This is a genomic window from Haloferax sp. Q22 (genome assembly GCF_001482285.1).
Taxonomy (GTDB): Archaea; Halobacteriota; Halobacteria; order Halobacteriales; family Haloferacaceae; genus Haloferax.
The window spans coordinates 157,422-184,420 of the sequence record NZ_LOEP01000037.1; the positions used below are offsets into that span (position 1 = coordinate 157,422).

Genomic DNA, 26,999 nt, shown 5'->3' on the forward strand with positions numbered 1-26,999 from the left:
AGTGTCACCGTCGAGAGACGGCCCGCGTCGGCTTCGACGCGTCCGCCCTGGCCGTGATACAGGTCCACACCCCTCACGATTCAACCAACCCAATGGTGTTACACATAATAACAAGTCGGCTTCGATAATAGTGGCATTTATACGCAAAAGAGGAACAGTTCCGAAAATTATATCGTCAAATCAGTTGACGAGCGGCAATCGCGACCGCCCGTCGTCACTCGAACCGGTCGAGCGAGAACATGTCGAGCGGCAGGTCGCTCTCGCCGTCGACGACGAGGTCGGCGAGGATTTCGCCGATGACGCTGGCGAACTTGAAGCCGTGTCCCGAAAAGCCGGCTCCGACGGCGACCTGCGGGTGGTCTGGCAACGTGTCGAGGATGAAGTGTTCGTCCGGCGAGTTCGTGAACATGCACGTCGCGAGCGACATCGTCGGCCCCGCGGCCTCCGGGAAGTACTTCTCCGTGACGTCCCGGAGTATCGCCTCGTCAGCGCGGTTCGGCTCGCGGTCGAAGTCGTCGGGGTCGACCTCCTCGTCGCGGTGATGGTATTTGCCGAGTTTGAATCCCGGCACGTCGTGGACCGGGAACCCGTAGAACCGACCCTCGGGGACGCTGAGGTTCCAGACGGGGAATTCCTCGGGCGCGAACGTCGCCGGTGACTCCGGTTGGAACCACGCGAGCGCCTGTCGCTCGGGGACTGCGAGGCCGTCAAGCGCCGAGGCAAGCTTGTAGTTCCACGCGCCCGCGGCGAGCACGAGCGCGTCCGCGACGTACACACCTCGGTCGGTGCGGACGCGCACCCCGCCGTCGTTCGTCTCCGCCCAGTCTTCGACCCGTTCGCGGGCGCGAATCTCGGCACCCCGGGCCTGCGCCGCTTCGGTGTGCGCGATAATCGCCTGCTCGGGGACGATGAACCCACCGTCTTCCTGATAGACCGCGCGGTACTCCTCGGGGAGTTCGTAGCCGGGGAACCGCTCGTTGACCTCCGCGCCGGTCAGCACCTCGTGCGGGATGTCGTGTTCCTCACAGGAGCGTTTCGAACCCGCGAACACGTCGTTGTCCTCTGGTCCGGCGTCAATGGAGCCGGTTCGGTGGATGACCTCGCGGCCGGTCTCCTCGGCGAGGTCGTCCCAGAGGTCGTACGCGCGTTCGATGAGCGGGACGTACGAGGGGTGTTCGTAGTACGCACGGCGGATGATGCGGGTGATGCCGTGAGACGACCCCTGCGAGTGGGGGATGTCGTAGCGTTCGAGACCGACGACGTCGAGGCCGCGGTCGGCGAGGTGGTACGCGGTCGCGCTTCCCATCCCGCCGACCCCGACGACGGCGACATCGTATCGGTCGTCGCGGACACTCATTGTGTCCGGCGGTTCGGAACGTCCCCCCTTCACTCTTGACCTGTATCACGGAGCCCCTTTTTCAGAGGAACGACGCCCGGCCCGCCGAGAGCAGCGCTGGCGGTCGAACGCCGACGGCTCACGGATATCCACCACCACTTATACGGCTCAACTATTCCCGACGAACCCTTTTCCACAAATGTGTGTTTCTTCTTCCCATGACACGGTGGAACAACAATCGTGACGAAGTCGGTGCAGTAAGTGCTGATATCACCGCTGAAACGAACGCGCTACCGGCGAGGTACTTCACCGACCCGGAAGTCCACGAGATGGAAAAGGAGAAAGTGTTCGGTCAGTACTGGGTCTACGCGGGCCACGAGACCCACATCCCGGACGCGGGCGACTACTTCACGCGAACCATCGGTGACAAGCAGATTATCGTCACCCGCGACGGCGAGGGCGACGTGCGGGCGTTCTACAACGTCTGTGCCCACCGCGGGTCGAAGATGCTCGACGATACGCCGATGACCGACACCGGAACCCTCAATCGAATCACCTGCCCGTACCACCTCTGGGCGTACGAACTCGACGGGACGCTCCAGAGCACCCCCAAGAGCTTCGAGGAGGCGAGCCTGAACCCGGACCTCGACGACGACGCCGTCAGCGAACTCGACCCCGAAGAGAACGGACTCATGGAGGTCAACACGGACGCCATCGGGCCGCTCGTGTTCGTCAACTTCGAGGACGAACCGAGCCTCTCGCTGGCCGAACAGGCCGGGTCGATGAAGACGGAACTCGAGGACCTGCCGCTCGGCGAGTACGAGCACGCCCGGCGCTACGTCTCCGAAGTCGAGTGCAACTGGAAGACGTTCAGCGGGAACTACTCGGAGTGCGACCACTGTCAGGCGAACCATCAAGACTGGGTGCAGGGGCTCGAACTCATGGACTCCGAACTCGAAGTCAACGACTACCACTGGGTGCTTCACTACAAGCACAAAGAGGACGTCGACGACGAGATGCGCATCCACCCCGAACACGAGGCCAAGTTCTACTACTTCTGGCCGAACTTCACGGTCAACATGTACGGCACCGCCGACGGCTACGGCACGTACATCATCGACCCCATCGACGAGGGGCGCTTCCAACTCATCGCGGACTACTACTTCCGCGACTCCGACCTGTCGGAAGAAGAAGAGAAGTTCGTTCAGACGAGCCGACAGCTCCAGGAGGAGGACTTCGAGCTCGTCGAACGGCAGTACGAGGGACTCACGTCCGGCGCGCTCGGGCAGGCACAGCTCGGTCCGAACGAACACACCGTCCACAAACTGCACCGCCTCGCACAGGACGCTTACAATGCCTGACAACGAGGATGCCAAACTAGCCGAAAAACCACGCGCCGGCGTCGTCACCTGCCCGGCGTGCGACCTCCACGTCTCCGTCACGGAGCCGAACGACGCCGTCGAACTGTATCGGCGACACGCGAACGTCACCGGCCACGACGTCGAGTGGGAGCGCGTCGCGTTCGACGCCGACGTCGGGAGCGGCGACGTGAAAACGGCGCTCACCGAACTCGGCGATAACCACCCGGATGGCGTCGAACTCGGACGACTCGCCGCGGCGCTCGCAGACAACGGCGTCGCCATCGGGGAAACGCTCGATGCCGTCCGCGACCTGCGGATGAGCGGCGAAATCTACGAACCGCGGGACGACTACGTCCTCGTGGTCTAACTCCCGACTTTTTTCGGGGTGTCACCCGGTCACTCGTCGAGGAGAATCGACTCGACCAGCTCCGCGGTCCCCCGCCTGATGCGTCCGCTGACGGCCGTCGGCGAGATGTCGAGAACCTCCGAAAGGTCGTCTAGCGCCGCCTCTCGGGGCTCCTCGAAGTAGCCGTGTTCGTAGGCGGCGACGAGCGCATCGCGCTGGGCGTCGGTCAGCTTGCTCGGCTCGCCGTTCATCCAGCCGTCCTGTCGGAACATCCGGTTCAGCTCGAAGGAGATATCGTTCGACTCGCAGTACTCCCACAGTTCCGAGAGCGCCTCGCGGTCCGAGAGTTGGATCCGGACCCGCCAGCCCGCCGTGTCGTTGCTACACGCGTCGAGCATGAGCCCGCCGAGTTCCGTGATGATAGGCGAGAGGAGGATCGTATCCGGCGTGTGTCCGATGCGATACACCGCGGACTCCTCCCGCTCGGAGACGAGCTGCCAGTCGCTGACCGTGTGGTCGACCTCCAGCGCCGCTTCGAACGCCGAAACGTCTGCGCACTCCACGACGAAGAAGAACAGGCCGGTCTCGGGGTCGGTCGCGGATTGAGAGATAACGTCTATCTCGCTCGCGGCCTCCGACTGAATCGTCGGCGTCAGCGCGAGGTCATCGTGCGCGATGTCGGCAACGGTTATTAGACTCATCGTGTCTTCACCTCGTGGATACAGAGATTCGACACCGGGCAAACCAGACTGCCGGTTCGGTTGAAGGTCGCGAAGTCGTTTCGACGTTCGCGACAGAAGCGTTTCTCGTGAGCACGATATAGTAGTTTGAACATCAGATCCTTGTTTATAATTTTCGCCGCATATTCTGAGGGGCTATATAAACTGACTCAGTATTCCACACCGCTTTTCAGGGAGTCCCGGCGCGTCCGTCGGAACGGACAATGAGCGTGGGCACATCACTTCGGCGACTGGGCGAATTCCTCGAAGAGTGCGAGCGGATGGACGCCGCGAGCGTCCGCGAGTCGTCCGTGGCGGTCACGGAGTCGGGCGCGTCCGCGGACGTCAAGTTCACGCTCTCGTCGGACGCCGACGGCGACGCTCCCGTTCGAATCCAAGGGGCTTCGTTCGAATCCAACGGGTCGATTGGGCTCACGCTCGGTGTCGACGACGTCCTACCGAGCGACCGCGAGCACGTCGCCGTCGACGCCGCGGACATCACGCTCGACGGCGACCCGGCGGTCGTCGTCACGGTCGCGACCGAGGCGCCAACGACGAGTTCAACCGAGACAGCCGACGACGATGCCGATGCTGATACCGAACTACCCGAAGCCGTTCGGAATCCGAACGTGCCGGCGTTCGAAGACACGACGTACCTCGAAGCCGTGTACGCGCGGTACGACACGTTCGAGCGGATGGCCGACGCCTTCGAGATGGACGTGACCGACGAGACGGTCCGCAGGTACATGATCGACCAAGGCGTCCACGAGCCCTCGTCGTACGAAACGTCGCTTGCCGGCGAACCGACGGGCGTCGAGCGACCACCGACGCCCGCGACGGATGGCGACGGCTCGCCCGAGGCGCTCGCCGACGGTATCGGCCTCCCCGAGTCCGTCACAATCGGCCAACTCGCCGATGCCGCCAACGACGCCAAGACCGTCTACGAGTTCGGCAAGGCGCTCGACCTCGAACGCATGGACGCGCTCGACCTGCTCCAAGACCTCGACCTGCTCGAATTCGTGATGGGCCGACTCACGACCGACGACGACCCGGACGTGAGTCGGGAGGACGTCGTGGCGCGCATCAGGCAGTCGGCCGGAGAGACGTAGCGGACGCTTCGTCTGTGTCGATAATTCGGTTCGCTGGGAGCGCGTCGGTACGCCCGTCGTTCAAGCTGTGTTCCGTCTGGACTCGCACAACGTGACAAAAATATTATTTTTGTAGGCAAGCGGCGGGAAGAGACCGAGTGCGACGGACGACGCGGGGCTATCGTCAGGCCGAAACGTCGTCAACCGCATAGCCCGCGTCCTCTATCGTGTCCACGACGGCCGCCGCGTGTTCGGCCCCTTTCGTCTCGATTCGGAACAAGAGATGGGCCTCGCCGACATCGAGGGCGTCGACGGCGCGGACGTGGCGAACGTCGTGAATGTTCGCGTCGCGGTCTGCGATGAGTCGCGAAAGTCGCGCCATCTCGCCGGGTTCGTCTCGGATGCGGACCCGGAGACGGAGCGTCTGGCGACGGTTGGTCAGCGCGTGAACGAGCACCGTCTGGAGCATCGTCATGTCCAGATTTCCCCCGCAGAGAAGCGGCATGACGGTCTCGCCCTCGACGTCGAGGTCGTCGCTCAGTATGGCGGCGACGGAGGCGGCACCGGCCCCCTCTACGACCTGCTTGGCGCGTTCGAGCAAGAGGAGGATGGCCTCCGCGATTTCCCCGTCCGAGACCGTGACGACCTCGTCGACGTGTTCCTCGATGGTTCGGAGCGTCAACTCGGAGATGCCGCCGGTGGCGATGCCGTCGGCGATGGTGTTCGTGTCGTCGAGCGTTACGGGCACGCCCTTGTCGAGACTCTCGTGGACCGTCTCCGCGCCCTCGGCCTGCACGCCGACGACGCGAATGTCGGGGTCGTGGTGCTTGATGGCGGTGGCGATACCCGAGATGAGGCCGCCACCACCGATGGGGACGACCACGGTGTCCACCTCGGGGAGGTCGCGGTACATCTCGACGCCGAGCGTTCCCTGCCCGGCGACGATGTCGCAGTCGTCGTACGCGTGGACGAACTCGGCGTCCGACCCTTCGGCGAGCGACTGGGCGTACGCCATCGTCTCCTGGAAGTCCTCGCCGACGAGCTCGACCGACGCGCCGTAGTCGCGCGTCGCGTCGATTTTCGTCTGCGGGGCGTTCTCCGGCATCACGACCGTGGAGTCGGCCCCGCACTCGGTCGCAGCGAGCGCGACGCCCTGCGCGTGGTTGCCGGCGCTCGCGGCCACGAACTCGTCGATTCCGCGGTCGGTATCCTGTCGAATCTTGTTGTACGCACCCCGCGTCTTGAACGATCCCGTCCACTGGAGGTGTTCCATCTTCAGGTACACGTCCGCGCCGACGAGGTCGCCGAGCGAGGTGCTCCGCTCTATCGGCGTCCGCTTGACGACGCGCTCGTTTTCGAGTCGCTCGCGCGCGCGCTCGATGTCACTGTACTGCACCGGGAGGGACTCGGCCTCACTCATCGGCGAGACACCTCGTCGGTCGGCCCCACGGTGCGCAGTGACGGCACGCGCGTGTCCCCTCGGTTCCGGGACTTTCCGTAGTCTGTGATAGTTCTTAGCACGGTATGTGAGAAACGTGACGAAGTTCGAATATAGAGCTATCGCCGGTCGGCGCTCATCTTGGCGGAAGCTGAACAGATAATATGCCGATTTTGGCCGTTAGCGAACCCAGTTCGGATTATCTTTCGGAGATATCCAAGAGACACTCACCACGCATATCGACCCGAACACAGAACATACGTGTCCTGTCACGTTGTGGTTCTGGTGCGTCGTTCCGCCCTCGTCTCGGGGGGTCGGCGAAGCGTTATACCGCAGAGTCGAGATGCACTCACGATGCCTTACGACACCGTTCGAGAGACCGACCCGGCCGTCGCCGACGCGTTGACGGGCGAACGCCGGCGGCAGAACGACACGCTCGCCATGATCGCGAGCGAGAACCACGTCAGCGAGGCGGTCATGGAGGCCCAAAGCTCGGAGCTGACGAACAACTACGCCGAGGGCTACCCGGGAAGCCGGTACTACGGCGGCTGTGAGCACGCCGACGAGGTCGAACAACTCGCCATCGACCGCGCCAAGGAACTCTGGGGCGCCGACCACGTCAACGTCCAACCGCATTCGGGGTCGCAGGCGAACATGGGTGTGTTCCTCACCGTGCTCGAACCCGGCGACAAGATTCTCTCGCTCGATTTGACCCACGGCGGCCACCTGAGCCACGGACATCCGGTGAACGTCGCGGGGAAGACGTACGAGGTCGAACAGTACGAGGTCGACGCCGAGACCGGCTACGTCGACTACGAGCAACTCGCCGAGAAGGCCGAGGAGTTCGACCCGGACATCGTCATCTCGGGGTACTCCGCGTATCCCCGGGAGGTCGACTGGGAGCGCGTACAGGCCGCGGCCGAGGCGGTCGATGCGTACCACCTCGCCGACATCGCCCACATCACGGGCCTCGTCGCCGCGGGCGAACACTCGTCTCCCGTCGGCACCGCGGACTTCGTCACCGGTTCGACCCACAAGACGATTCGGTCGGGTCGCGGCGGCATCATCATGTGCGACGAAGAACACGCCGACGACGTCGATTCCGCGGTCTTCCCCGGCCTCCAAGGCGGGCCGATACTGCACAACGTCGCCGGCAAGGCCGTCGGCTTCGGCGAGGCGCTGACTCCCGAGTTCGAGGAGTACGCGTCGCAGGTCGTCGATAACGCCGCCGCCCTCGGCGAGCGGCTACAGGAGCGCGGCCTCGAACTCGTCTCCGGAGGCACGGACACCCACTTGGTGCTCGTGGACCTCCGGCCGTCGCACCCGGACACGACCGGCAAGGACGTGGAAGCGGCCCTCGAAGAGGTCGGTATCGTCCTCAACGCCAACACGGTCCCCGGCGAGAGTCGCTCGGCGTTCAACCCGAGCGGGATTCGCGCCGGCACGCCCGCGTTGACAACCCGCGGTTTCGACGAGGAGGCCTGCCGGACCGTCGCCGACCTCATCTATGAAGTCGTCGACGCGCCGCACGACGAGTCGGTCAAGGGGTTCGTCGACCAGAAGGTCGACGAACTGACCGACGAGTACCCGCTGTACGACTGACTGCGCAGGGGCTGTTCGCCCCGAGCCGAACGCCCTCCCGATACGGCCCCGCCGAAGGCCGACACAATTTGTAAATATTCGTACGTTTGTTGTTCTCTCGACTGAGCCGTTCGAGGGTCATTCAGACGCCCGAAATCGAGGGAAAGAAGCGAAATCGTCCGGTCGGTCGGGGCCCGCGGCGCACGTATAAGTAGGGTCGTCGATACCGGTTGCGACGAAGCGATATGTCCGATGCAATCAATCTCGAGACGGCGAAAGTACTCATCGAAGCGGCGGAAGCGGAAGCTGAATCGATGGGACTGCGAATGGTGATTACGGTCGCGAACCCGGAGGGTAACCTCATCGCACAGCACCGAATGGACGACGCGTGGCTCGCGAGCGTCGACATCTCCCGGAACAAGGCGTACACGGCGGCCGCGCTCCAGACGCCCACGCACGAACTCGCCGAACCGACCACCCCCGGCGAATCGCTCTGGGGTCTCCAGACGACCGACGAGAACCGACTCGTCGTCTTCGGCGGCGGCTATCCGCTCGAAGTCGACGGCGAAATCGTCGGAACTGTCGGCGTCAGCGGCGGCGAGGTGTCCGAAGACATGGCGGTCGCGAGCGCCGCAGTCGAGCGATTCGAAGAACTCGTCGAATAACCGGAGTCACCGTCTGCCGCTTTTTTCGGGCCGTTCGCCCGACGGTCGAGTGCTCAGTTCCCGCCGTCTTCGAACAGCCCGCGGAGCGCCGTACGGAGGATGTCGTACCCCGCTTCGACCTCCGACAGTTCGATGTACTCGTCGTAGGCGTGGGCCTGCGCCATCGACCCCGGACCCCACGTGATTGCGTCCATCCCGGCGTCGTTGACGAGGTTCCGAACGTCGGTCGCCGCCCGGATTCCCCACGGCTCGGGGTCGATATCCGCGTGCTCGGCGGCCGCGTCCCGAAAGCGCGTCGCGATGTCGCTGTCGGTCGGAACCGCCGCGGACTCGTAGACCCGCGTTCGCGTCCACTCGACGCGCAGGTCGTGTTCGGCCGCGACGTCGGAGAGTAGCGCGTCGATTTCGGCGTCGACTTCCTCGACGGACTCCGCGGGAACGAACCGCCGGTCGACCGTTATCGTCGCGCTCTCCGGGACGACGTTCTCCTTCGTCCCCGCCTCGAACCGCGTGACCGTCGCGGTCGGGTGACCGACGAGCGAGTCGGAGCGCGCTCGAATCTCCTCGTCGTACGCTTCGAGTGCGTCGAGAACGGGACGGGCGTTCCCAATCGCGTTGTCCCCCTCGTCGGGCCGGCTCGCGTGCGACGGGTCGCCGCCGACGGAAATCTCGTACCATCCGAGCCCCTTCGCGCTCGTCGCGGTCCGCAGCGCCGTCGGTTCGAGCACGACGCCGTACTCACCGTCGTAACCGCGTTCGAGGAGCGTCTTCGTTCCCGGTTCGGCCGTCTCTTCGCCGACCGCGGCGTGGAACACGAGCGAGCCGTCGAGGGCCCCAGCATCGAGCGCGTCGGCGAACTCGACCGTCGCGAGCATCGCGAGGGCGACGCCGCACTTCATGTCCGCACTCCCGCGGCCGTACAGTCTGCCGTCTCTGACGGTCGGTTCGTACGGCGGGTGCGTCCACTTGTCACGGTCGCCCGCCGGGACCACGTCGAGATGGCCGTTGAGGACGACCGAGGGCTCGCCGTCGCCGACGCGCGCCGCGACCTGCGGTCGGTCGGGATACGGTTCCTCGACGAGCGTCGCTGAGACGCCTCGGGATTCGAGCCAGTCGTACACGAACTTCGCCGCCGCCGCCTCGTCTCCCGGCGGGTTCTCAGTCTCGACTTCGACGAGACGCGTGAGCAACGAGCGTAATTCCTCGTCCATGGTTTCGGTCGTCTATCGACAGCGACGGACGCGGGATAATGGTTCGTGCGGTAGCTTTTTTCCGACGCGGGCGCAGGCGTCGAAGGATTCGTGCGAACGTCGTGTGTCGTGTGTTACGTGTCGCGCGTCGCGTGTCGCGCGTCGCGTGTCGCTATTCGAGCGTGGAGATACGGCTGTCCCGGAGAAGCACCCGCTTGACGATGTCCGGGTCTTCGAGCAGGCGGTGAGTCCCGTGGACGCCCTGCCCGCGGCCGCGGCCCCGGACTTCCGACTGGATGACGTTGAGGAAGTCGAGTTCCTGCAGGAGTTCCTGCACGCGGCGCTCGGAGAGTTGGTCCATGTCGAGGTCGTCGGCGACGGTGAGATACTGTCGGTAGATCTTGTTCGTCGTAATCTCGGCGGTCTTTCGGCCGCCGGTCTGGAGGACGAGCGAGTAGAGGACGGCCTTCGACTGCGTGGCGGTCCCTTCGAGGAGTTCGCTGAAGCGGTCGGCCTCGCTCTTTTCTTTCGCCGCCCGCACGTGGTCGTCGGTGACGGTCTCGGCGCTCTCGTTGCGCGCGATGCGACCGGCGTTCCGAAGGATGTCGATGGCCTTCCGGGCGTCGCCGTGTTCCTGGGCGGCGAGCGCGCTGGCGAGGGGAATCACGTCGTCGGTGAGGACGCCGGGTTTGAACGCGTCCTTCCGGTTTTCGAGGATTTCGCGGAGCTGATTCGCGTCGTACGACGGGAAGACGAGTTCGTCGTGGGCGAAGCTCGATTTGACGCGCTCCGTGAGTTCCTCGGGGTAGTCGATTTTGTTCGAGATGCCAATGATGCCGATACGCGAGTCCACGATCTTTTGATTCTCGCCCGCGCGCGAGAGCTTTCGAAGCACCTCGTCGTCGCGGAGCATGTCTATCTCGTCGAGGATGACGATGGTCACGTCGGAACAGGTGTCGAGCACCTGCCACAGGCGGTTGTAGTAGTCGCCGGTCGACAGGCCGCGCTCGGGAATCGTCATTCCGCTTTTCGACGGGTCGTTGACCTGCGAGGCGAGCGTTTTGATGACCGACGCCTCGGTGTGCTGTTCGCCGCAGTCAATGACGGCGATTCGAACGTCGACGTCTTCGCGGACCGCCTCGTGCTGGAGTCGTTCGCTCACGAGTCGGGCGGTGAGCGTCTTACCCGACCCCGTCTTACCGAAGATGAACAGGTGGGTCGGTTCGCGTCCGAAGATGGCGGGGTTGAGCGCCTGTGCGACTTTCGACATGTGCTCGTCGCGACCGACGATCTTGTCGGGACCCGGGAGATGAGAGATTTTGAGGATATCCTCGTTCGCGAAGATAGGCTGGTCGTAGCGAAACAGCGGGTCGCGAGTCCCACCCTCGCTCTCGTCCGATGTCATGTGAGTTCGCTATTCATACTCACCCGTAATAAAGGTGAAGGGGTGGACTCGCGTTTGTAACAGCGACAAATACGGCCGTTTGAGCGGGATTTCAGTCCCGGTTTTGGATTCGACGATCAACGAGTAGTATCGCGCAAGTAAGGCTGTCAGACACCACCCTCGCGTTTGTAACGTGCGAGACGGCCACGAGGAAGACGTGGCCGGTGGGGGTACACTCGCGTTTGTAACTCGACCTCCGAGAGACCACCCTCGCGTTTGTAATCGAGCGGGGGAGTACCGTCGCGTTTGTAACGTCGAGTGACGCGAGCGGCGGTGCAGACACACCACCCTCGCGAATGTAACGCGAATCGGTGTGGGGGTGGGTCGGCGAGCGGGGTGTTGCCGGTTGATTTTGCCCCTAGATTTACAAACGCGAGGGGGGTGTGTCGAATCCGCCTAGGGTCTGGCGTAGCCGTTACAAACGCGAGGGGGGTGTGTGTGTGCTCCCGAACGCAGACGGGCGAATCATGAACAACACCTATTTCGAAGAACAGCCACGACACCTCGACACGCATCCAACGACGCGATGGCGTTTTCTTCACTGACGTATCGAACTGACACTAGTAGCTAGACTACTAGTTCTACTACTCAACACAACAACACAACAACACAACAACACAACAACAAGCAACGAATCAGACACTAAAGGAGACGGGACAGACGAGAAGCGGGAGCCGACAGACAACAACCCGAAAACAATCACTGTCAGCACCGGTACCGTCGACCGACCTCCAGTTCACCGCCTTCCCAGCTTTGCCAACACGTCAGTACGCCACCCGGTGTCTCAACGGCCACCGAGTACCCGTCGAATACCCACCGAGTGCTCACCCGAGCAGTCCGAGCTCGCGAACGTCCTCGTCGACCGTCTCAAGCGCCGCTTCGGCGTCGGTAGTCCGCTTCGCCCCCGTAATCACGATTTTCCCGCTTCCGAACATGAGGACGACGACGCTCGGTTCGTCGAGGCGGTAGACGAGTCCGGGGAACTGCTCGGGTTCGTACTCGACGGCTTCGAGACCGAGCCCGATGGCCAGCGCGTTCAGGTTGAGCGCCCCGCCGAGGTCGGCGCTCGAAACGATGTTCTGCACGGTGATATCCGCGTCCTCGGGAACGGGTACGCCGAGGTCGGTGAACTCGTCGAACAGTGTTTCGATGGCCGTGCTCACGTCGTCGACGCTGTCCGCGCCGGTACAGACGATTTTTCCAGACCGGAAGACGAGACACGCCGACTTCGGGTCTCGGGTTCGATAGACGAGTCCGGGGAAGTTCTCGGGGTCGTAGTCCGTCCCGTCCATATCGAGCGAGAGTCGTTCGAGGTCGAGTTCGACCGGAACCTCCGTCGAAGCGACGACGTTCTGAATCTCGATGGACCCGATGGCGTTCACGTGCGACATCTTGTGGATTCGTTGACACTCGCTCGACTTAAACTACCGGGGTCGTTCACACGCGTTAATCACCGGACAACTGGACAACTGGACGGCTAACCCACCACTGATCGGGCGGCCGGCTTACTGGACAACTTGAGACCGGCGGTCGGACAACAGTCGGGACGTGCTCCACATGAGATAACCAATGAATATTACCTCATCATAATTCTTTTCAGCGTCTTCTTCAATTACTCTCCATGGCGTTCACAGACACGATTCACGACGAGGCCGACGAGTTCTGGTCGGCCATCCTCGACCATCCGATGGTCGTCCGACTCGGGGAGGGGAGCCTCGACGAGGAGCCGTTCCGCTACTGGGTACGGCAGGACTACGTCTACCTCGTCGAGTACAGTCGCCTCTTCGCGCTCGGTGCCGCGAAGGCCCCGACGCTCGATTCCATGGGGACGTTCGCGAGCCTCCTCGAATCGACCGTCAACGAGGAGATGGATCTCCACCGGAGCTACGCCGCCGAGTTCGGCATCGACCCCGACGAACTCGAAGCCACGACGCCGTCGCCGACGACCCGCGCCTATACTGATTTCCTCGTTCGCACCGCGACGCTCGGCTCGTTCGGCGACATCGTCGCCGCCCTGCTTCCCTGTATGTGGGGGTTCAACGAGACGGGACGCCGACTCGCCGACGCGGGGACTCCGGACCACGAACAGTACGCCGCGTGGGTCGAGATGTACGCCGGCGACGAGTTCACCGAACTCACCGACTGGTGTAAGGCGCTCATGGACGACGTGGCCGCGAGCGCGACCGAGTCGGACCGCGAACGCTACCGCGACCTGTTCCGCACGTCGGCGCAGTACGAGTACCTGTTTTGGGACGCCGCCTGGCGGCGAGAGGAGTGGCCCCTATGACCGACGCCGACTCATCCAACTCGACTGGTTCGCCCGGTTCGTCAGACTCATCCGGTTCGTTAGACTCGCCCGACACGGGCCCATCGACCTCCGAGACGTACGACGAGTTCGCCGCGTCGCGGTCTGACCCGCGATTCACCGACTGGCTCCGTGAGCGCGCGGGCGATTCGTGGGACGACGCGACCGCTCATCGACTGACGCGAGAACTCGCCGCAGACGAACTCGCAGACGACGTGTTCAGGCAGTACCTCGTACAGGATTACGCCTTCGTGGAGACGCTCGTCGGCGTCTTCGGCCACGCTGTCGGCACCGCGCCGACCATGGAGTCGAAGTCGGAACTCGTCTCGTTCCTCGGCGTTCTCACCGACGACGAGGACGACTACTTCCTGCGGGCGTTCGACGCGCTCGACGTGCCCGAGTCGGTCTACTCGGAGCCGAAGACCACGCCAGCGACGCGCGCCTTTATCGACCTCCTCGAACGCGCCGCGGGGCAGGGCGGGTACGCCGAGACGCTGGCGGTCCTCGTTCCCGCCGAGTGGGTCTACCTGTCGTGGGCGACCGATGCGGCCGACGGCCATACCAACCCCGACGAATCGCCTTCGCGGTTCTACCTCTCTGAGTGGGTTGACCTCCACGCAGTCGACGACTTCGAGGCGTTCGTCGAGTGGCTGCGGGCCGAACTCGACCGCGAGGGCGCGGCCGCTTCGCCGCGCCGACAACGGCGGCTCGAACAGCTGTTCCGCCGCACGGTCGAACTGGAGGTTGCGTTCTTCGACGAGGCGTACGAACTGGCTCCGTCCGGCGATTCGACCGCGACTGCGACCTCGCCCGCGTCCTCACAGTCGGGCGACGGCGGCGCTTCCCAACCAGGTGACGGCCGATGGTGAGTTCGACCGTCGCGCTCGGGCTGACCGTCGCGACGCTCGTCGCGTTTACCGGCGTCGGCGTGTGGTTCTCCCGCGGTCGCGTCGGCTCCGTCGAGGACCTCATCAGCGCCCGCGGCTCCGCAGGGAGCCGGCGAACGACCGCGACGCTCGTCGCGTCCGTCATGGGCGTTTGGGTGCTCTTTTCGGCCCCCGAAGCGGGCGCGAGCTTCGGTATCGCGGCCGTCGTCGGCTACGCGGTCGGCGAGGCAGTCCCGATGCTCGTCTACGCCCGCCTCGGCCCGCGAATTCGGGAACTCATCCCCGAAGGCCACTCCCTGACCGAGTACGCTCACGCCCGCTACGGGACCGCGATGTACGCCTTCGTCCTCCTCGTGAGCGCACTCTACATGTTCATCTTCCTCGCCGCCGAACTGACCGGCATTGCCGGCGCGCTCGCGCTCGTCGCCGGCGTCCCGCAGTGGCAGACCGCGCTCCTCGTCGGTGGCTTCGTCCTCCTCTACACGAGCTACGGCGGCCTCCGTGCTAGCATCGCAACCGACGCGGTCCAAGCAGTCATCGTCATCCCGCTCTTGCTGCTCGCGTTCGTCGGCGCGCTCGTCGCGCTCGGTGGTCCCACCGCCGCCATCGACGGTATCACGGCGACGAACCCCGCGCTCCTCGATCTCGGCGCGGTCGCCGGCCTGCAGTTCGGTCTCGCGCTCGCGTTCGCCATCCTCGGCGCGGAACTCATCAACCAGACGTGGTGGCAACGTATCTACGCGGCCGACTCGTCGGAGACGGTCGGGCGGAGCTTCCGGACCGCGGCGCTCGCCAACGGTGCCATCGTGTTCGTCACCGCTTTCTTCGGCGTCGTCGCGGTCGGCAACGCCGCCGTCGTCACCGATCCCGCGAGCGCGGGTTACAACGCCGACGCCGCCTTCTTCGTCCTCCTCGGCGAGGCGTTCCCCGAGTGGCTCGTCCTCGCGGCGGTTCTCCTCGCGCTCCTGCTCGTGATGAGTTCCATCGACACGTTGTTCAACGCGCTTTCGAGCCTCGTGACTGCGGACCTCGCCCGCCTGCTCGCGGAGCCGAGCGACCGCCGCCTCGCGCTCGGGTCGCGGGCGCTCACAATTGCCGTCGCGGTCGCCGCGATTTACGTCAGTCTCCGTGCCCAGAGCGTCCTCCGGCTGTTCTTCTTCGCCGACCTGCTCGGCGCGGCGGTCGCCTTCCCCCTCGTCTACGGGCTGTACTCGACTCGAATCACCGGTCTCGGTGCGCTCGCGAGCAGTCTCACCGGGCTCGCCGTTGGCCTCGCGTTCTTCCCCGACCTCCGCGGCATCATCACGTCGATTCCGGTCGTCGGCGGCCTGCTTCCCGCCGCCGACCCGCTGTATCTCACCTCCTTCGGCGGGGCGTTCGTGGTGTCGACGGCGGCGGCGCTCGTCACCGCCCGGCTCACGGATGCCGGGTTCGACCTCGGTCGGCTCTCGCGGGAGATTCGGCGGTTCGACGACGGCCGAACCGACGCGCCGTCGTCCGACTGACGCGCCGTCGGCCGACTGGACGACTTCAGTACTCGCTGACCGTCGCGGTCCCCACCGAGATTCGGACGAGTTCGTTTTCAGGCCACGCGGATTCTTCGGCCCCGTACTTCCGGTTGATTCGCCGCGTGGCATCTCGAACGGCCTCATCGTCGTCGGTGACGACGGTTGCCGTCCCGAGAATCGTCACCTTCCATTGCGCCTGTCCCTTCTCGTCCTTCTGGACGGAGAGCGCGACGCGCGGATTCTCGCGAATGTTGGCGAGTTTCCGGCCCGTGGTGAGCACCTCGATTACCCCGCGGTCGTCCGCGTAATCGAACCAGACGGGAGCGACGTGAGGGCGGTCGTCGACGCTGGTCGCGAGGTGCGCCATGAGCGGTTCGCTCGTCACGAGCAACGCGGCGCGTTCGGAGAGGCCAGTCATAGTCGGATATCGGTCTCTCGGCGTAAAACGATGGCTTCGACCGGGTCTTACAAACGCGAGGGTAGTCCCCGCGACGGCGGGTACTGTCGGTTCTGATGACTCTCGTCTCACCTCCCCCGCTCCGTGAACACCCGAACTCTCTATTTTCATGTCATCTAAATGTTCTGTTTAGTTATTCCTAACGCCAGCCGGAACGCAGTTGTCATCCGTTCGAATCGGCCGGAATAACCCTCCTAACGGGTGCATAACAAAGGGGTCGGACGCGACAGTTCAGGCACCTTACTCATGAGTATCGAGGTTCGGCGGGCGACTGGAGATGACGTCCACAGTTGGGACGCGTGCGTTCGTCGAACAGTCACCGCACGGCAACGCGTTCCATCAGTACGACGCGCTGGAGATTCAGGCGGCACACGCCGGCGCGGAGTTGGTTCCGCTCGTCGGACGAAAAGGCGAGGAAGTCGTCGGCTTGTTTCCGCTGTTCCGCATCGACAAGGGGCCGATAGCGACGGTGTTCTCGCCGCCGCCGGAGCTTCGCGTCGCGTACCTCGGTCCGGTCCTCTTGAACATGGACCACATGAAACAGCGAAAGCGCGAGGGCCGACACCACGAGTTCATCGACGCCTGCCTCGAATGGGTCCGCGACGAGATTCGACCGCGCTACACCCACATCCGCCTCGACGGTCGGTACGACGACCTCAGAGCTTTCTCGTGGAACGACTACGCGATAACGCCGCAGTACACCTATCACGTCGACCTCTCGCCCGGCGTCGACGACGTGCTCATGAGCTTCAGTAGCGACGCCCGGTCGAACATCCGGAACGCGCCCGACGACGCGTACTCCATCGAGGAGGGCGGTCCCGAAGCAATCGAGCAAATCGTCGAACAGGTCGCCTCGCGCTACGAATCACAGGGTATCTCGTACCGGTCGACCCCGGCGTTCGTCACGGACCTCTACACCACCCTCCCCGAGGGGCAGATACGACCCTACGTCCTCCGAACCGACGGCGAGTTCGTCGGAGGCATCCTCGTCATCGACTACAAGGAGACGGTGTCGCGGTGGCAGGGTGGCGTGCGGACCGACGTGGAGACGGACCTCGCCGTCAACGACCTGCTCGACTGGCGCATCATGCGCGACGCGATTGACCGCGGGCGGACGACCTACGACCTCGTCGGCGCGAACAACCGCCGCATCAACCGGTACAAGGCGAAGTTCAATCCCGAACTCCACCCCTTCTACAGTCTCGAACGGAACGCGGCGGGGATGAAGACGCTCGCGCACCTCTACAAGACGATTCGCGAGGGCGTGTGACTACCCAGCCAGCCCCGAGTTAGAGCCCCGCGTAGGGGTCGGGCTTCGCTTCGGTCAGGCGGTCGACCTGCTCGTCCGTGAGGTCGATAGCGGCGGCTTCGAGGTTTTCGGTCAGTTGTTCCACCGTGCGCGCGCCGACGATGGGGGCCGTGACGCCATCGCGGTGCATGAGCCACGCGAGCGCCGTCTGAGCGGGCGTCGCGTCGACTTCCTCGGCGACCGCGTCGAGTTCGTCGTGCACGTCGAAGTTCTCCGCCGTCAGATACGACTCCTCGAACCGGCTGGACTCCGCGGCGCGGGACTCGCCGGTGAGGCCGTCCTCGCGGGTGTACTTCCCGGTGAGGAAGCCCTGCCCGAGCGGGCTCCACGGGCAGACCGCGATGCCGTACGAGCGGGTCATTTCGAGGTAGTCTCCCTCGATTTCGCGGTCGACGAGGTTGTACCGCGGCTGGGCGACGGTGAACGGCTCCCAGCCCTCGGCGCGGGCGATTTCGTTCGCCTTCGCCACCTTCCACGCGTTCGGCCGGAGGGTCGATGCACCGAGGTAGTGGACCTTCCCGTCTTCGACGAGGCCGTTGAGCGTCTTCATCATCTCGCGCGTGGGCGTCTCGTCGTCCCAGCGGTGGATGTAGAGCACGTCCACGTAGTCGGTGTCGAGGCGGTCGAGCAGGGCGTCGATGCGGTGCCGGATGTTCTTCCGGTTCGTCCCGCGGCTGTTCGGGTCGCCGTCGCGAATCTGCCAGTATATCTTGGACGCGATGGTGAACCGCTCTCGGTCTCGGTCTTCGAGCCAGTCGCCGATCCAGCGCTCGCTCGCGCCGCCGCCGTAGATGTCTGCGGTGTCGATGAAGCGCCCGCCGGCCGCCTCGTAGGCGTCGAGCAGTTCGTGCGCGCGCTCCTCGTCGATTTCGACGTTGCCCTGTTCGGTCTCCTTGCCGAACCGCCACGTTCCGAACTGGAGTTCGCTCGTCTGGAGGCCCGTCTCGCCGAACGGCACGAAGCCCAGGTCGATGTCGTCGGGTGTCGTCATGCCCGCGGGGATACGCCGAATCGACGCAAAAGCGTTGGGTAGCCGGAAGGCGATTGGGGTGAGTCACCCCGCGTTCCGTCGTCAGGCGTTCGCGCGAATCAGCGATTTCAGTTCGTCGCGCACCTCGCTCGCGTCGGTGGTCCGAACCGTCGTCTGGACCGTTCGCTCGTCCAAGTCGCTAAGCTCGCTCAGTACGCCGCCGCGACGGTCGACTTCGATGTGCAGTTCGAGCGCGTCTTCACCCGGCCGGGGCACGACTTCGAGTTCGTCCAACTCGCCGGCGAACGGCCCCGACGTGGGTCGGAACTCGAACTCCTGTACGAAGCGCCGAGTCGAGGTGAAAACGCCGTGGGGGTCGGCCTCGCACTCGGCGCTGTGCAGCGAGAAACCGAGATCGTCGAGCGCGTCAAAGACGGCTTGCAGCCGCGGCGTCGGCCGGACGTTCAGGTAGTCTTTGTCTTCGGGGTCGACAGCCAACTCGATGTCGAGTTCGGTTTCGACCCACACGTCGACGTTGCCGAGCGTGACGGGCGTTCCGTGAGGGATGTCGAGCGAGACCTCTCGCGTCTCCCGTTCGTCCGGTTGGATAGTGAGGCTCTCCGCGAGAGTGTACTGTGCGATGTCGACCTCTCGGTAGCCCTCTTCGGTCCGGTAGCGGGTCTCCAGTTCGAACCGAATTTTCCCGATTTCCTGCTCCGTCGAACCGCCTTCGATGCGCACTTCTGCGACGACCGTCTCGCCGGGACGGACGGTGTCGGAGGGGAGGACGGTATCGACGGTTGCGTTGCCGATTCCGATTCGTGCGAGGACCTTCTTCATGATGCACGCCGCACGTCTCGCCCGCGGTGTAAGTGTCTCGTGGCTCGCTCACCCTCGAGCGACAGTCGGTTTTCAGAGCGACCGAATCGCTGCCACACGCGCCGACCCTCCAGATAGCGACTTGTCGGTCCGGTTAGAAATGACAAACAAATGAATATTGGGCTGGGATTGAAATTCAAAATCACATAATTACCTTTGAAACGGGGCTCTCAGCAGGTTCTGATAGTGTTTAGATATGACAGACAAATATCTATTTACACCTCGACATTGTCTAGTAGTCGAGGTGTTCAGAAGTGACAACCAAACCACGAACTCGACGAGGCGTCCTTCGGAGCGCGGCAGGACTTGTGAGTCTCGTCGCGTTCTCCGGCGTGGGTAACGCGAGTTCGACCGCGAAAAGCCGGTTCGACGACGAAGACGGCAACGGTATTCCTGACGAGGGGGAGGTCGTTACCGGCGCGTACAAGTCGGTCTTGGCGTACGAGGGCGAGTACGGTTCGGGAGCGTATCCGCAGGAAGACTGGTACTGGGACCTCGGCGACGGTCGGGTTTACGGTACGGTCTCTAGTATCGATGAACTCGATCAGGACCGTCTCACCATCTGTGATTACAAGGTGCAGTACCGGGGAACGTACGCGAACGACCCGTTCCTAGACACCGGCTGGGTCAGAAACCAGATTAACTGTCGCGGCTACGACGACAACGGGAACTACAACTACAACATCGTCCACGAGACGGACCCGCGGTACACGGGTGACCGCCCGCCCGCGTTCGGTGGCGACTGGGAGTACCAGACGAACGTCGTCTCTGGCGTCGGTAACCAGGTCACTCGGCCAACATCGCCACCGGGTCAGTAAACCATCGGCATCGCGGTGAGGCCGTCTTACTCCGTTTTTCACGACGCCCCGCACTCGCGCACTCCAGTCCAGTACGACGGCCCTCACGTCACGTACACGTCGCCTTCGACTTCGTAGAGATACCCCTTGTTCAGGAGTTCGTCGACGGCTTCGGGGTCTTCGCCCGCCGAGCGAACCCGGCGGCGCGCATCGGTCACGGGCATGCCCGCGTCGCGGTCGGCGACGAGGGGCCGAAGGTGCTCGAACGCTCGCGTCGCCCGAGGAGAAAGCGGTGTGTGTCCGCCCTGGTTCGATGTCATCGAGTCCTCTATTCGCGACCACGGAACGCTCCGTAAAGAAGGTGGGTGCCGATTCGGTCTCTCGCGCGGTGGTGGGGTTCCGACGCGCAACCTCAATGTGTGGTCCGCCAGCGTCCTCCAAGTTCCTCACGTTCGCGATCAGTGTATTCTCCACTCCGAAAGACGGTCACACGGCCGTTCTCTTCGCTCAGCGTTACACTGGCAAGCACCTCTTCTCGGAGGGACACTTCTAACGCACTGAGATGTTTGGTTCCCATCCAATCGGCATAAGCGAGGGGTGGCTCTTCGACCACTTCAGTAGCATTTGGAGTCCGAACGCGAACCATCTGTTCTTGGATCGTCCTATCCGCGGCAATAACGACTGCCCCATCGCAGCTGAATGCCACGTTGCGGGCTGCGTCGATGAACTCATTGGATGTGATGCCGACTGACCGGCACTGTTTGACGGGCCACGTGTTGTCTCCCAGTGGATCGGTGTATCTTCCGAAATCGATGTCAGCGACGATAATAAAATAGAGACTCGGTCCGGTCACGTATGGCTCGTCCCACCGGCTGAAAGAGAGACTCAAACTCTCTGCGACATATCTGAGGATGTCGATAGTCTCTGGGATTGTGGCGTACTCCGCTTGACTGTCGTTGGCTTCTACGATAGCTCTCTCACCGATATACTCGATGTACGGGGAGACTCCGTTTGAATGCTCTGCCCGCGATAGAGACGCCTAAGGTACATCACCGCTACTGACGTACCTACCCTCCGTAGACGCTGTACAAACACTCATTCGCCTTGCACAGCTTCTAGAAGCATGGCCGAGTTTCCAGATGAACGACAGCACCACTCGCGCGGCAGTACGTTCATCTCTACTCACCACGAAGTGTTTCCTCATGCCGGTCAACGTTCTCGTCGCCTTCGATGGCTCTCCGCTTTCAGAGCGCGCGCTCGCATATGCCACTGAGACCTTTCCGGACGCGTCCATCACATCGATGTACGTGATTAATCCGCTCGACTCGGTTATCGACGTGGAGGCTGGCGGCTTACCAGTCGCCGAAGACTGGCACGAGAATGCGAAAGAAGTCGCAACCGAAATCCACACGACGGCCACAGATCTCGCGGCGGACCGGAATACTGAACTCGTTACCGTCACGGAGGTCGGCAAACCGGCACGAGCAATCTTGGAATACGCCGACGACCACGACATCGATCAGATCGTCATGGGTAGCCACGGCCGCTCGGGAATCGATCGTGCGCTCCTCGGGAGCGTTGCCGAGACGGTTACCCGCCGAGCGCGGATTCCGGTGACGATCGTCAGTTGAACCATTCGGACCAGACGGACGCGAGGGCGGTCGATAGTGGGTGCCCATTTCGTCTGCACTCAGACAGGGACACGATGACAGACCGACAATACAGAATCAGAATGCAGTATATGGAGAGACCGCGTGACCGTTACTGAACCGTCCCCGCTCTCGACGTGTGCCGTCCAGATCGAACGACGAGGCGGTCGCGGCGAAGCGGGAGCACGAGCCCTCGCACGACACCTCCGAGACACGCCGGGCGTCCACGACGTCGACGTCTCGTTCCGAACGGGGAGCGTTCGAATCGCCTACGACGAGAGCGTCACCTCGGAGGAACAGCTTCGAGAAGCGGTTCGCGACCGCAACGTCTCGATTCGGGACGACCCCGACACGGCACCCGACGAGGCGACCACCCGATCGGACCTCAGGCGGGAGGCCGTGTTCGTCGGGCTGACGCTGGTCGGCATGGTGACCGGCCTGGCGACGGGATGGCTCGGCGGACCGTCACTCCTCATGTGGACCGGCTACGGCGTCGCGTACGCCTTCGGTGGCTGGTACGGACTCAAGGGGGCGATAGAGACGATTCGTCACGGCGCTGTCGACATCGACCTGTTGATGATCGTCGCCGCGCTCGGGGCGCTCTCTATCGGCTCACCGTTCGAGGGCGCGATGCTCCTCTTCCTGTTTTCGCTGTCGAACACGCTCCAGCACTACGCGATCGGCCGCTCGCGACGGGCGATCAAGTCCCTCGTCGAGATGCGGCCGGACGAGGCGCAGGTCCTCCGCGATGGTGAGGAGGTTACGGTTCCCATCGAGGAGGTCGCCGTCGGCGACGTGTTCGTCGTCCGTCCCGGCGACAGAATCCCGCTCGACGGCATCGTCACGTCCGGCGAGGGAACGGTGGACCAAGCCTCGCTCACCGGCGAATCAGTTCCCGTACCCAAGGTACCCGGTGACGAGGTGTTCGGCGGCACGATAAACGAGAGTGGAAGCCTCGAAATCGAAGTCACGCGGCAGGCACACGAATCGGCGATCAGCCGCCTCATCCACATGGTCGAACGCGCCCAAAGCGAGAAGGCCCCGACACAGCGGCTCATCGACCGCCTCGAACAACCGTACGTCCTCGGCGTGTTCGGGCTCACGATTGCCGCTATCGCCGTTCCGGTCGCGCTCGGGAGCGAGTTTACCGGGACGTTCTACCGCGCGATGACGCTCATGGTCGCCGCCTCGCCGTGTGCGGTCATCATCTCGACGCCCGCGGCAGTCCTCTCAGCTATCGCCTCCGGAGGCAGACAGGGCGTCCTGTTCAAGGGCGGCGAGCACGTCGAGACCGCCGCGCGCATCGATGCGGTCGCCTTCGACAAGACCGGGACGCTCACGCAGGGCGACACGCAGTTGACCGACGTGTTCGTCCGTGACGGCACGGCAGAGGAGACGCTAACCGAGGACGAACTCCTCTCTGTCGTGGCCGCGGTGCAGGCCCGCTCGGAGCACCACCTCGCCCGTGCGACGGTGCGGGCGGCAGATGCTCGGTCACTCGACGTCCCCGACGCGGAGCGGTTCCAGTCGGTCGCCGGGAAAGGGGTCAAAGCGGACGTCGACGGCACGACGACGCACATCGGGAACCGCAGTTATTTCGAGACCGCCCTCGGCGACGCGGCGATCGACGGTCTCGACCCGGGCCTCGACCGTCTCCAGACGTTAGAGGCGGAGGGGAAAACGAGCGTCCTCGTCGCCCGAGAGCGCCACGGCGACGTCAGCGTGTCGGGGTGGCTCGCCTTCACCGACACCGTTCGCCCCGGCGCGGCCGAGATGATCGACGATCTCCGCTCGCTCGGCGTGGAGCACATCGTCATGCTGACGGGCGACAACGAGCGCGTCGCACAGCGCATCGCCGACGAAGTCGGCATTGACGAGGTACAGGCCGAACTGCTCCCGGAGGAGAAAGTGGCGACCATCGAGGACTTGGTCGGGCGATTCGAGAACGTGGCGATGGTCGGCGACGGCGTCAACGACGCGCCGGCGCTCGCCACGGCGACCCTCGGCATCGCGATGGGCGGCGCGGGAACCGACGTCGCGCTCGACACCGCCGACGTGGTGCTGATGGGCGACGACCTCAGCAAAATTCCCTACGTACTCGGTCTCGGACGCAGGACTCGCCGGACGCTCACCATCAACCTCGCAATCGCCTTCGGAGCGATTGCACTCATGGTCGGTGCGATCCTCCTCCGAGGCATCCCGCTCCCGCTCGCAGTCGTCGGCCACGAGGGCTCGACGGTCATCGTCTCACTGAACGGCCTTCGGCTGCTCGGCTTTCGTGGGTGAGCACGTCACGGGCGACGGCAGTGAATTCCCTCAGGTCGCTCGGACGACCGCCGGTCTGTCGCGATGATGAGAGGTCGACGGACTTTCCAACCCGCCTGTTCACCTCTACGCAGGCCGTACGTTCCAGTATAAAGACAATTCACCGGTTCCTCGCGGCTGCGGGCTTCGTCGTGCTGTCCGGTATCGTGAGCTTGCTTGCCGCTCCATCGCTCCCCGCTGCGCTCGTCACGAACTGGGGGGGCGGGTGGCGAGCCCAACGGGACGATGCCGAAGCTGCTTGCCCTCTGGCTCATTCCCGCTCTGACCGCGGGGCTCCTTGTCACGTTCGCCGCCCTCCCGCAAATCGACCCGCTCCGAGAGAACAGGTCACGTCGTAAACCACAATATCCCAACTGCGGTGGGGAATCCTCGCGCTTCAGCGCGGGGAAGATGTCAAGTTACCGTCTCCTGACGACTCTTGCGCTCCTGTCCGCTTACTCCCACGGGTTCGTCCCCAGCGCGTGGACCAACAGAATCGCTCCGACGGCGATGCCCACGAGGACGAGCGCGACCGGGAACGCGGCGTCGAGGCCGGTCGAGAGGTACGACACCCAGATTTGTACCGGGAGCGTCCGCGGGTAGTACGCCAGCATGAGCGTCGCGCCGAACTCGCCCATCGCCCGCGCGAACGTCAGGGTCACGCCGGCGAGGATGCCCTGCTTCGCCAGCGGGAGCGTCACGCGTCGGACGCTCCCGACGCGGTCCTCACCGAGCGAGCGGGCCGCCGCTTCGAGTTGCCTGTCCACGCCGTCGAAGGCCGTCTTCGCGGTCACGACCAGAAACGGCGAGGCGACGTAGGTCTGCGCGAGGACGACGCCGACCAGCGAGCGCGTGAGCGGAACGCTTGTCAGTTGGCCGAGGCCCGCGGGGCCGACCAGCTTGAGCAGTAACATCCCGCTGACGACCGGCGGGAGCACGAGCGGGAGCATGACCATCGCCAGGATCACGTCGCGGCCGCGGAACGACGTGCGCGAGAGCCAGTAAGCCAAGGGGACGCCGAAGGCGACGGCGACCAGCGTGCTCAGCGTCGCCGCGACGACGGAGTTGGTGGCGGCGGTCAGGACGACCTCGCTCGTCACGTCGCCGACCAGCGACGCCGGCGACTGCGCGAAGACGAGCGCGCCGATAGGAAGCAGGTAGTAGACGAGGAGCATCCCGGCGAGAAGCAGCGTCAGACCTCGCCACGTCTCGGGTAGGAGTCGCGTGACGCCGCTCTCGCGGCGGTTAGGCTCTCGGTGGGACATCTCCGAAGTAGTGTGGTTGGCTCTCGCGCACGGTGAACCCGGAGGGTTCGAGGAACTCGCCGGCGGTCCCGACAAGCGCCTCGAACACCGATTTCGCCGCCATCGTGTCGGTTCGTCGCGTCGCAGCATACCGGATGGGGCCGCCGCGGACGGTGACGCCCTCCGGGAGCGTGTAGGAGACCGACGCGTACGCCGACGCGTGTTCGGGGTCGCTCAGGTTAATTTCCGCCGGGAGTTCGAGGTACGGGTAGTCACGCTCGACGGCCATGCTCCGGTAGACGAACGCTGCATCGACGCCGCCGGCGTCGAACTGCGCGAGCAGTTGCGTCTCGGGATATATCTGGTCGCGGCGGAGCAGGTCGTTGGCGAGCGCCGGTCGGTCGTAGTAGTCGGCGGCGAGCACGAGCGCGAACCGCGTCCGGTAGCCCAGCGGGTCGAGGTCGGGGTCGGTTCGGCCGAGACTGACGTCGTCGTCGAGGAGGGAGTCGGGCCACGACGCGGCGTCGGCGACTCGCTCGCCGCCGTCGGTCTGGGGGTTGTACGCGACGACGAGCGCGTTGTTGGCGAACGTCGCGTACCACGGGACCGAAAGCGGCGCGTCGAACAGCGTCGGGTCCGCGAGGGCGACGATGTCGGGGTCGCGTTGGTCGTCGGCGACCATCCGAGCCACGCGCGCGGAGCCGTGTGCCTCGACCTCGACGCGGGTTCCCTCCGGCGCTTCGAACTCGGCGGTGAGCGCCCGCTGGAGGCTCCCGGCGGCGAGAATCGACACGGTCGGCGTCGCCCCCGCTCGGCCGAGGCAGCCCGCTGTCGCCGCGAGGCCGGCCGCCGTGGCCCCGCCGACGGACGCGAGAAACGCCCGCCTGCTCGACCCACTGGCGGACCCGCTGGTGTTCTCCGCCGCGTCCGTTCGGGGCGGCCGATCCCGTCTCTTTCGCATCATCTGGTCAGGGTTTCTTGGAGATGTCTTCGAGCGATTCGGGGTCGGTAGACGGGTCGAGCACGCATGCCTCGACGGCGCGGACGCCTTTCACCGTCCGCGACCCGTCGATTTCGGGCGCGATAAAGCGCGTCTCGTAGTCGTACTCCTCGCCTATCGGCGTCCCGTCGCGGGCGTAGGCGAGCACGGCGTCGAGGGCGTCGTACACGTCGATACAGACGCGATAACCGTCGTCGCTCTTGACGACGAGGTGCGTCGTCTCGTCGTCGAGGCCGACGTCAGCGAAAAGGTCGAAGACCGGAACCCCGGTCCACGTCGCGGTGTGCCGCGTCCCCGACGCGCACGCGACCGTCACCGTTCGGTCCTCGACGGGGAAGTCGAGTAACTCCGCGCCCGACAGCGATGCTCGGTCGTCGCCGCGGACGAGAATCGACTCGGTCGGGGCGGTCGCCGAACGCGACCTGTCGTGTTGTGCGTGCATGCGTACTCACTAGTCCGATATTGGTTGACTCTACCGGTGTGTGTAACCGCTAATAATTAAGGGCTTATAACTGTCTGAAG

Annotated in this window: 24 protein-coding genes and 1 pseudogene; 12 read left to right on the forward strand and 13 right to left on the reverse strand. The window is 64.3% G+C overall.

Annotation, left to right across the window (positions count from 1 at the left end; all coding sequences use genetic code 11):
• Positions 1 to 214: 214 nt before the first annotated feature.
• A complete protein-coding gene (solA, locus tag AM590_RS17560) occupies positions 215 to 1,357 on the reverse strand; it encodes an N-methyl-L-tryptophan oxidase (protein WP_058828592.1) in 1,143 nt (380 codons plus the stop codon).
• Positions 1,358 to 1,554: 197 nt separating this feature from the next.
• On the opposite strand from solA, the gene AM590_RS17565 reads away from it, so the two are divergent.
• Entirely contained in the window at positions 1,555 to 2,697 is a 1,143-nt protein-coding gene (locus AM590_RS17565; protein ID WP_058828593.1) for an aromatic ring-hydroxylating dioxygenase subunit alpha, read from the forward strand.
• Positions 2,690 to 3,064, forward strand: coding sequence for a hypothetical protein (locus tag AM590_RS17570; protein WP_042661696.1), 375 nt, complete (start codon positions 2,690 to 2,692; stop codon positions 3,062 to 3,064). The genes AM590_RS17565 and AM590_RS17570 overlap by 8 nt, the downstream gene beginning before the upstream one ends.
• Before the next feature lie 29 nt (positions 3,065 to 3,093).
• Here the strand turns inward: AM590_RS17570 and AM590_RS17575 are convergent, their stop codons facing one another.
• On the reverse strand, positions 3,094 to 3,744 hold the full coding sequence (locus tag AM590_RS17575) for a helix-turn-helix domain-containing protein (protein WP_058828594.1): 651 nt from the start codon (positions 3,742 to 3,744) through the stop codon (positions 3,094 to 3,096).
• 242 nt (positions 3,745 to 3,986) lie between these two features.
• Here AM590_RS17575 and AM590_RS17580 point away from each other — a divergent pair, with 242 nt between their 5' ends.
• Positions 3,987 to 4,871, forward strand: coding sequence for a hypothetical protein (locus AM590_RS17580; RefSeq protein ID WP_058828595.1), 885 nt, complete (start codon positions 3,987 to 3,989; stop codon positions 4,869 to 4,871).
• A gap of 163 nt (positions 4,872 to 5,034) precedes the next feature.
• On the opposite strand, the gene ilvA is transcribed toward AM590_RS17580, so the two are convergent.
• Positions 5,035 to 6,270 (reverse strand): threonine ammonia-lyase, encoded by a 1,236-nt coding sequence (ilvA, locus tag AM590_RS17585; RefSeq protein WP_058828596.1) that lies wholly within the window; start codon positions 6,268 to 6,270, stop codon positions 5,035 to 5,037.
• 372 nt (positions 6,271 to 6,642) lie between these two features.
• On the opposite strand from ilvA, the gene glyA reads away from it, so the two are divergent.
• Complete coding sequence (gene glyA / locus AM590_RS17590; protein WP_058828597.1) at positions 6,643 to 7,890, forward strand: serine hydroxymethyltransferase; 1,248 nt, start codon at positions 6,643 to 6,645, stop codon at positions 7,888 to 7,890.
• A 224-nt stretch (positions 7,891 to 8,114) separates the two neighbouring features.
• On the forward strand, positions 8,115 to 8,534 hold the full coding sequence (locus AM590_RS17595) for a heme-binding protein (protein WP_007274164.1): 420 nt from the start codon (positions 8,115 to 8,117) through the stop codon (positions 8,532 to 8,534).
• 53 nt (positions 8,535 to 8,587) lie between these two features.
• Here AM590_RS17595 and AM590_RS17600 read toward each other — a convergent pair whose 3' ends face one another.
• The 3 genes from AM590_RS17600 to AM590_RS17610 all read right to left on the reverse strand — a co-directional run bounded on the left by AM590_RS17600 (position 8,588) and on the right by AM590_RS17610 (position 12,559).
• Positions 8,588 to 9,745 (reverse strand): M20 family metallopeptidase, encoded by a 1,158-nt coding sequence (locus AM590_RS17600; protein WP_058828598.1) that lies wholly within the window; start codon positions 9,743 to 9,745, stop codon positions 8,588 to 8,590.
• A 151-nt stretch (positions 9,746 to 9,896) separates the two neighbouring features.
• Positions 9,897 to 11,129 (reverse strand): Cdc6/Cdc18 family protein, encoded by a 1,233-nt coding sequence (locus tag AM590_RS17605; protein WP_004041152.1) that lies wholly within the window; start codon positions 11,127 to 11,129, stop codon positions 9,897 to 9,899.
• A gap of 863 nt (positions 11,130 to 11,992) precedes the next feature.
• Positions 11,993 to 12,559, reverse strand: a complete 567-nt coding sequence (locus AM590_RS17610) for a TATA-box-binding protein (RefSeq protein WP_058828599.1) — start codon at positions 12,557 to 12,559, stop codon at positions 11,993 to 11,995.
• A gap of 230 nt (positions 12,560 to 12,789) precedes the next feature.
• On the opposite strand from AM590_RS17610, the gene tenA reads away from it, so the two are divergent.
• The 3 genes from tenA to AM590_RS17625 are packed head-to-tail and all read left to right on the forward strand — an operon-like array spanning position 12,790 to position 15,865.
• On the forward strand, positions 12,790 to 13,455 hold the full coding sequence (tenA, locus tag AM590_RS17615; RefSeq protein ID WP_058828600.1) for a thiaminase II: 666 nt from the start codon (positions 12,790 to 12,792) through the stop codon (positions 13,453 to 13,455).
• Positions 13,452 to 14,342 carry a TenA family protein gene (locus AM590_RS17620; RefSeq protein ID WP_058828601.1) on the forward strand — a complete coding sequence of 297 codons (891 nt, stop codon included), beginning with the start codon at positions 13,452 to 13,454 and terminating at the stop codon, positions 14,340 to 14,342. Before tenA ends, AM590_RS17620 begins: the two co-directional genes overlap by 4 nt.
• Positions 14,336 to 15,865: a sodium:proline symporter gene (locus AM590_RS17625; RefSeq protein WP_058828602.1), complete on the forward strand. Its 1,530-nt coding sequence runs from the start codon at positions 14,336 to 14,338 to the stop codon at positions 15,863 to 15,865. Before AM590_RS17620 ends, AM590_RS17625 begins: the two co-directional genes overlap by 7 nt.
• A gap of 25 nt (positions 15,866 to 15,890) precedes the next feature.
• On the opposite strand, the gene AM590_RS17630 is transcribed toward AM590_RS17625, so the two are convergent.
• Positions 15,891 to 16,286 (reverse strand): pyridoxamine 5'-phosphate oxidase family protein, encoded by a 396-nt coding sequence (locus AM590_RS17630; protein WP_058828603.1) that lies wholly within the window; start codon positions 16,284 to 16,286, stop codon positions 15,891 to 15,893.
• A gap of 285 nt (positions 16,287 to 16,571) precedes the next feature.
• On the opposite strand from AM590_RS17630, the pseudogene AM590_RS17635 reads away from it, so the two are divergent.
• A pseudogene (locus AM590_RS17635) lies at positions 16,572 to 17,595 on the forward strand (lipid II:glycine glycyltransferase FemX).
• Positions 17,596 to 17,614: 19 nt separating this feature from the next.
• Here the strand turns inward: AM590_RS17635 and AM590_RS17640 are convergent.
• Both AM590_RS17640 and AM590_RS17645 read right to left on the reverse strand, forming a co-directional pair.
• Positions 17,615 to 18,625 (reverse strand): aldo/keto reductase, encoded by a 1,011-nt coding sequence (locus AM590_RS17640; RefSeq protein WP_042665723.1) that lies wholly within the window; start codon positions 18,623 to 18,625, stop codon positions 17,615 to 17,617.
• An 81-nt stretch (positions 18,626 to 18,706) separates the two neighbouring features.
• Positions 18,707 to 19,444 carry a sporulation protein gene (locus AM590_RS17645; protein WP_058828604.1) on the reverse strand — a complete coding sequence of 246 codons (738 nt, stop codon included), beginning with the start codon at positions 19,442 to 19,444 and terminating at the stop codon, positions 18,707 to 18,709.
• Positions 19,445 to 19,791: 347 nt separating this feature from the next.
• On the opposite strand from AM590_RS17645, the gene AM590_RS17650 reads away from it, so the two are divergent.
• Positions 19,792 to 20,301: a hypothetical protein gene (locus AM590_RS17650; protein WP_058828605.1), complete on the forward strand. Its 510-nt coding sequence runs from the start codon at positions 19,792 to 19,794 to the stop codon at positions 20,299 to 20,301.
• Between the two features lie 83 nt (positions 20,302 to 20,384).
• Here the strand turns inward: AM590_RS17650 and AM590_RS17655 are convergent, their stop codons facing one another.
• The gene (locus AM590_RS17655; protein ID WP_058828606.1) at positions 20,385 to 20,600 is read right to left on the reverse strand and encodes a hypothetical protein; all 216 of its coding nucleotides are present in this window, start codon (positions 20,598 to 20,600) and stop codon (positions 20,385 to 20,387) included.
• A gap of 882 nt (positions 20,601 to 21,482) precedes the next feature.
• Here AM590_RS17655 and AM590_RS17660 point away from each other — a divergent pair.
• Positions 21,483 to 21,911: a universal stress protein gene (locus AM590_RS17660; RefSeq protein ID WP_058828607.1), complete on the forward strand. Its 429-nt coding sequence runs from the start codon at positions 21,483 to 21,485 to the stop codon at positions 21,909 to 21,911.
• Between the two features lie 123 nt (positions 21,912 to 22,034).
• Positions 22,035 to 24,215 (forward strand): cation-translocating P-type ATPase, encoded by a 2,181-nt coding sequence (locus AM590_RS17665; protein ID WP_058828608.1) that lies wholly within the window; start codon positions 22,035 to 22,037, stop codon positions 24,213 to 24,215.
• A gap of 473 nt (positions 24,216 to 24,688) precedes the next feature.
• On the opposite strand, the gene AM590_RS17670 is transcribed toward AM590_RS17665, so the two are convergent.
• From AM590_RS17670 to AM590_RS17680, 3 genes are read right to left on the reverse strand one after another with little or no spacing between them, the layout of a single operon-like run.
• Complete coding sequence (locus AM590_RS17670) at positions 24,689 to 25,498, reverse strand: molybdenum ABC transporter permease (protein ID WP_058828609.1); 810 nt, start codon at positions 25,496 to 25,498, stop codon at positions 24,689 to 24,691.
• On the reverse strand, positions 25,479 to 26,438 hold the full coding sequence (locus tag AM590_RS17675) for an extracellular solute-binding protein (RefSeq protein ID WP_394329106.1): 960 nt from the start codon (positions 26,436 to 26,438) through the stop codon (positions 25,479 to 25,481). The genes AM590_RS17670 and AM590_RS17675 overlap by 20 nt, the downstream gene beginning before the upstream one ends.
• Positions 26,439 to 26,445: 7 nt before the next feature.
• Entirely contained in the window at positions 26,446 to 26,919 is a 474-nt protein-coding gene (locus tag AM590_RS17680) for a molybdopterin-dependent oxidoreductase (protein ID WP_058828611.1), read from the reverse strand.
• Positions 26,920 to 26,999 lie beyond the last annotated feature (80 nt).

Bases quoted from the DNA above. Each gene is read 5' to 3' on its own strand.
- AM590_RS17625 (WP_058828602.1), top strand. From the start codon at position 14,336: ATGGTGAGTTCGACCGTCGCGCTCGGGCTGACCGTCGCGACGCTCGTC.
- glyA (WP_058828597.1), top strand. From the start codon at position 6,643: ATGCCTTACGACACCGTTCGAGAGACCGACCCGGCCGTCGCCGACGCG.
- ilvA (WP_058828596.1), bottom strand. From the start codon at position 6,270: ATGAGTGAGGCCGAGTCCCTCCCGGTGCAGTACAGTGACATCGAGCGC.
- AM590_RS17640 (WP_042665723.1), bottom strand. From the start codon at position 18,625: ATGACGACACCCGACGACATCGACCTGGGCTTCGTGCCGTTCGGCGAG.
- AM590_RS17575 (WP_058828594.1), bottom strand. From the start codon at position 3,744: ATGAGTCTAATAACCGTTGCCGACATCGCGCACGATGACCTCGCGCTG.
- AM590_RS17660 (WP_058828607.1), top strand. From the start codon at position 21,483: ATGCCGGTCAACGTTCTCGTCGCCTTCGATGGCTCTCCGCTTTCAGAG.
- AM590_RS17600 (WP_058828598.1), bottom strand. From the start codon at position 9,745: ATGGACGAGGAATTACGCTCGTTGCTCACGCGTCTCGTCGAAGTCGAG.
- AM590_RS17655 (WP_058828606.1), bottom strand. From the start codon at position 20,600: ATGACATCGAACCAGGGCGGACACACACCGCTTTCTCCTCGGGCGACG.
- AM590_RS17670 (WP_058828609.1), bottom strand. From the start codon at position 25,498: ATGTCCCACCGAGAGCCTAACCGCCGCGAGAGCGGCGTCACGCGACTC.
- AM590_RS17610 (WP_058828599.1), bottom strand. From the start codon at position 12,559: ATGTCGCACGTGAACGCCATCGGGTCCATCGAGATTCAGAACGTCGTC.
- tenA (WP_058828600.1), top strand. From the start codon at position 12,790: ATGGCGTTCACAGACACGATTCACGACGAGGCCGACGAGTTCTGGTCG.
- AM590_RS17645 (WP_058828604.1), bottom strand. From the start codon at position 19,444: ATGAAGAAGGTCCTCGCACGAATCGGAATCGGCAACGCAACCGTCGAT.
- AM590_RS17680 (WP_058828611.1), bottom strand. From the start codon at position 26,919: ATGCACGCACAACACGACAGGTCGCGTTCGGCGACCGCCCCGACCGAG.
- AM590_RS17595 (WP_007274164.1), top strand. From the start codon at position 8,115: ATGTCCGATGCAATCAATCTCGAGACGGCGAAAGTACTCATCGAAGCG.
- AM590_RS17675 (WP_394329106.1), bottom strand. From the start codon at position 26,438: ATGCGAAAGAGACGGGATCGGCCGCCCCGAACGGACGCGGCGGAGAAC.
- AM590_RS17570 (WP_042661696.1), top strand. From the start codon at position 2,690: ATGCCTGACAACGAGGATGCCAAACTAGCCGAAAAACCACGCGCCGGC.
- AM590_RS17565 (WP_058828593.1), top strand. From the start codon at position 1,555: ATGACACGGTGGAACAACAATCGTGACGAAGTCGGTGCAGTAAGTGCT.
- solA (WP_058828592.1), bottom strand. From the start codon at position 1,357: ATGAGTGTCCGCGACGACCGATACGATGTCGCCGTCGTCGGGGTCGGC.
- AM590_RS17620 (WP_058828601.1), top strand. From the start codon at position 13,452: ATGACCGACGCCGACTCATCCAACTCGACTGGTTCGCCCGGTTCGTCA.
- AM590_RS17630 (WP_058828603.1), bottom strand. From the start codon at position 16,286: ATGACTGGCCTCTCCGAACGCGCCGCGTTGCTCGTGACGAGCGAACCG.
- AM590_RS17605 (WP_004041152.1), bottom strand. From the start codon at position 11,129: ATGACATCGGACGAGAGCGAGGGTGGGACTCGCGACCCGCTGTTTCGC.
- AM590_RS17580 (WP_058828595.1), top strand. From the start codon at position 3,987: ATGAGCGTGGGCACATCACTTCGGCGACTGGGCGAATTCCTCGAAGAG.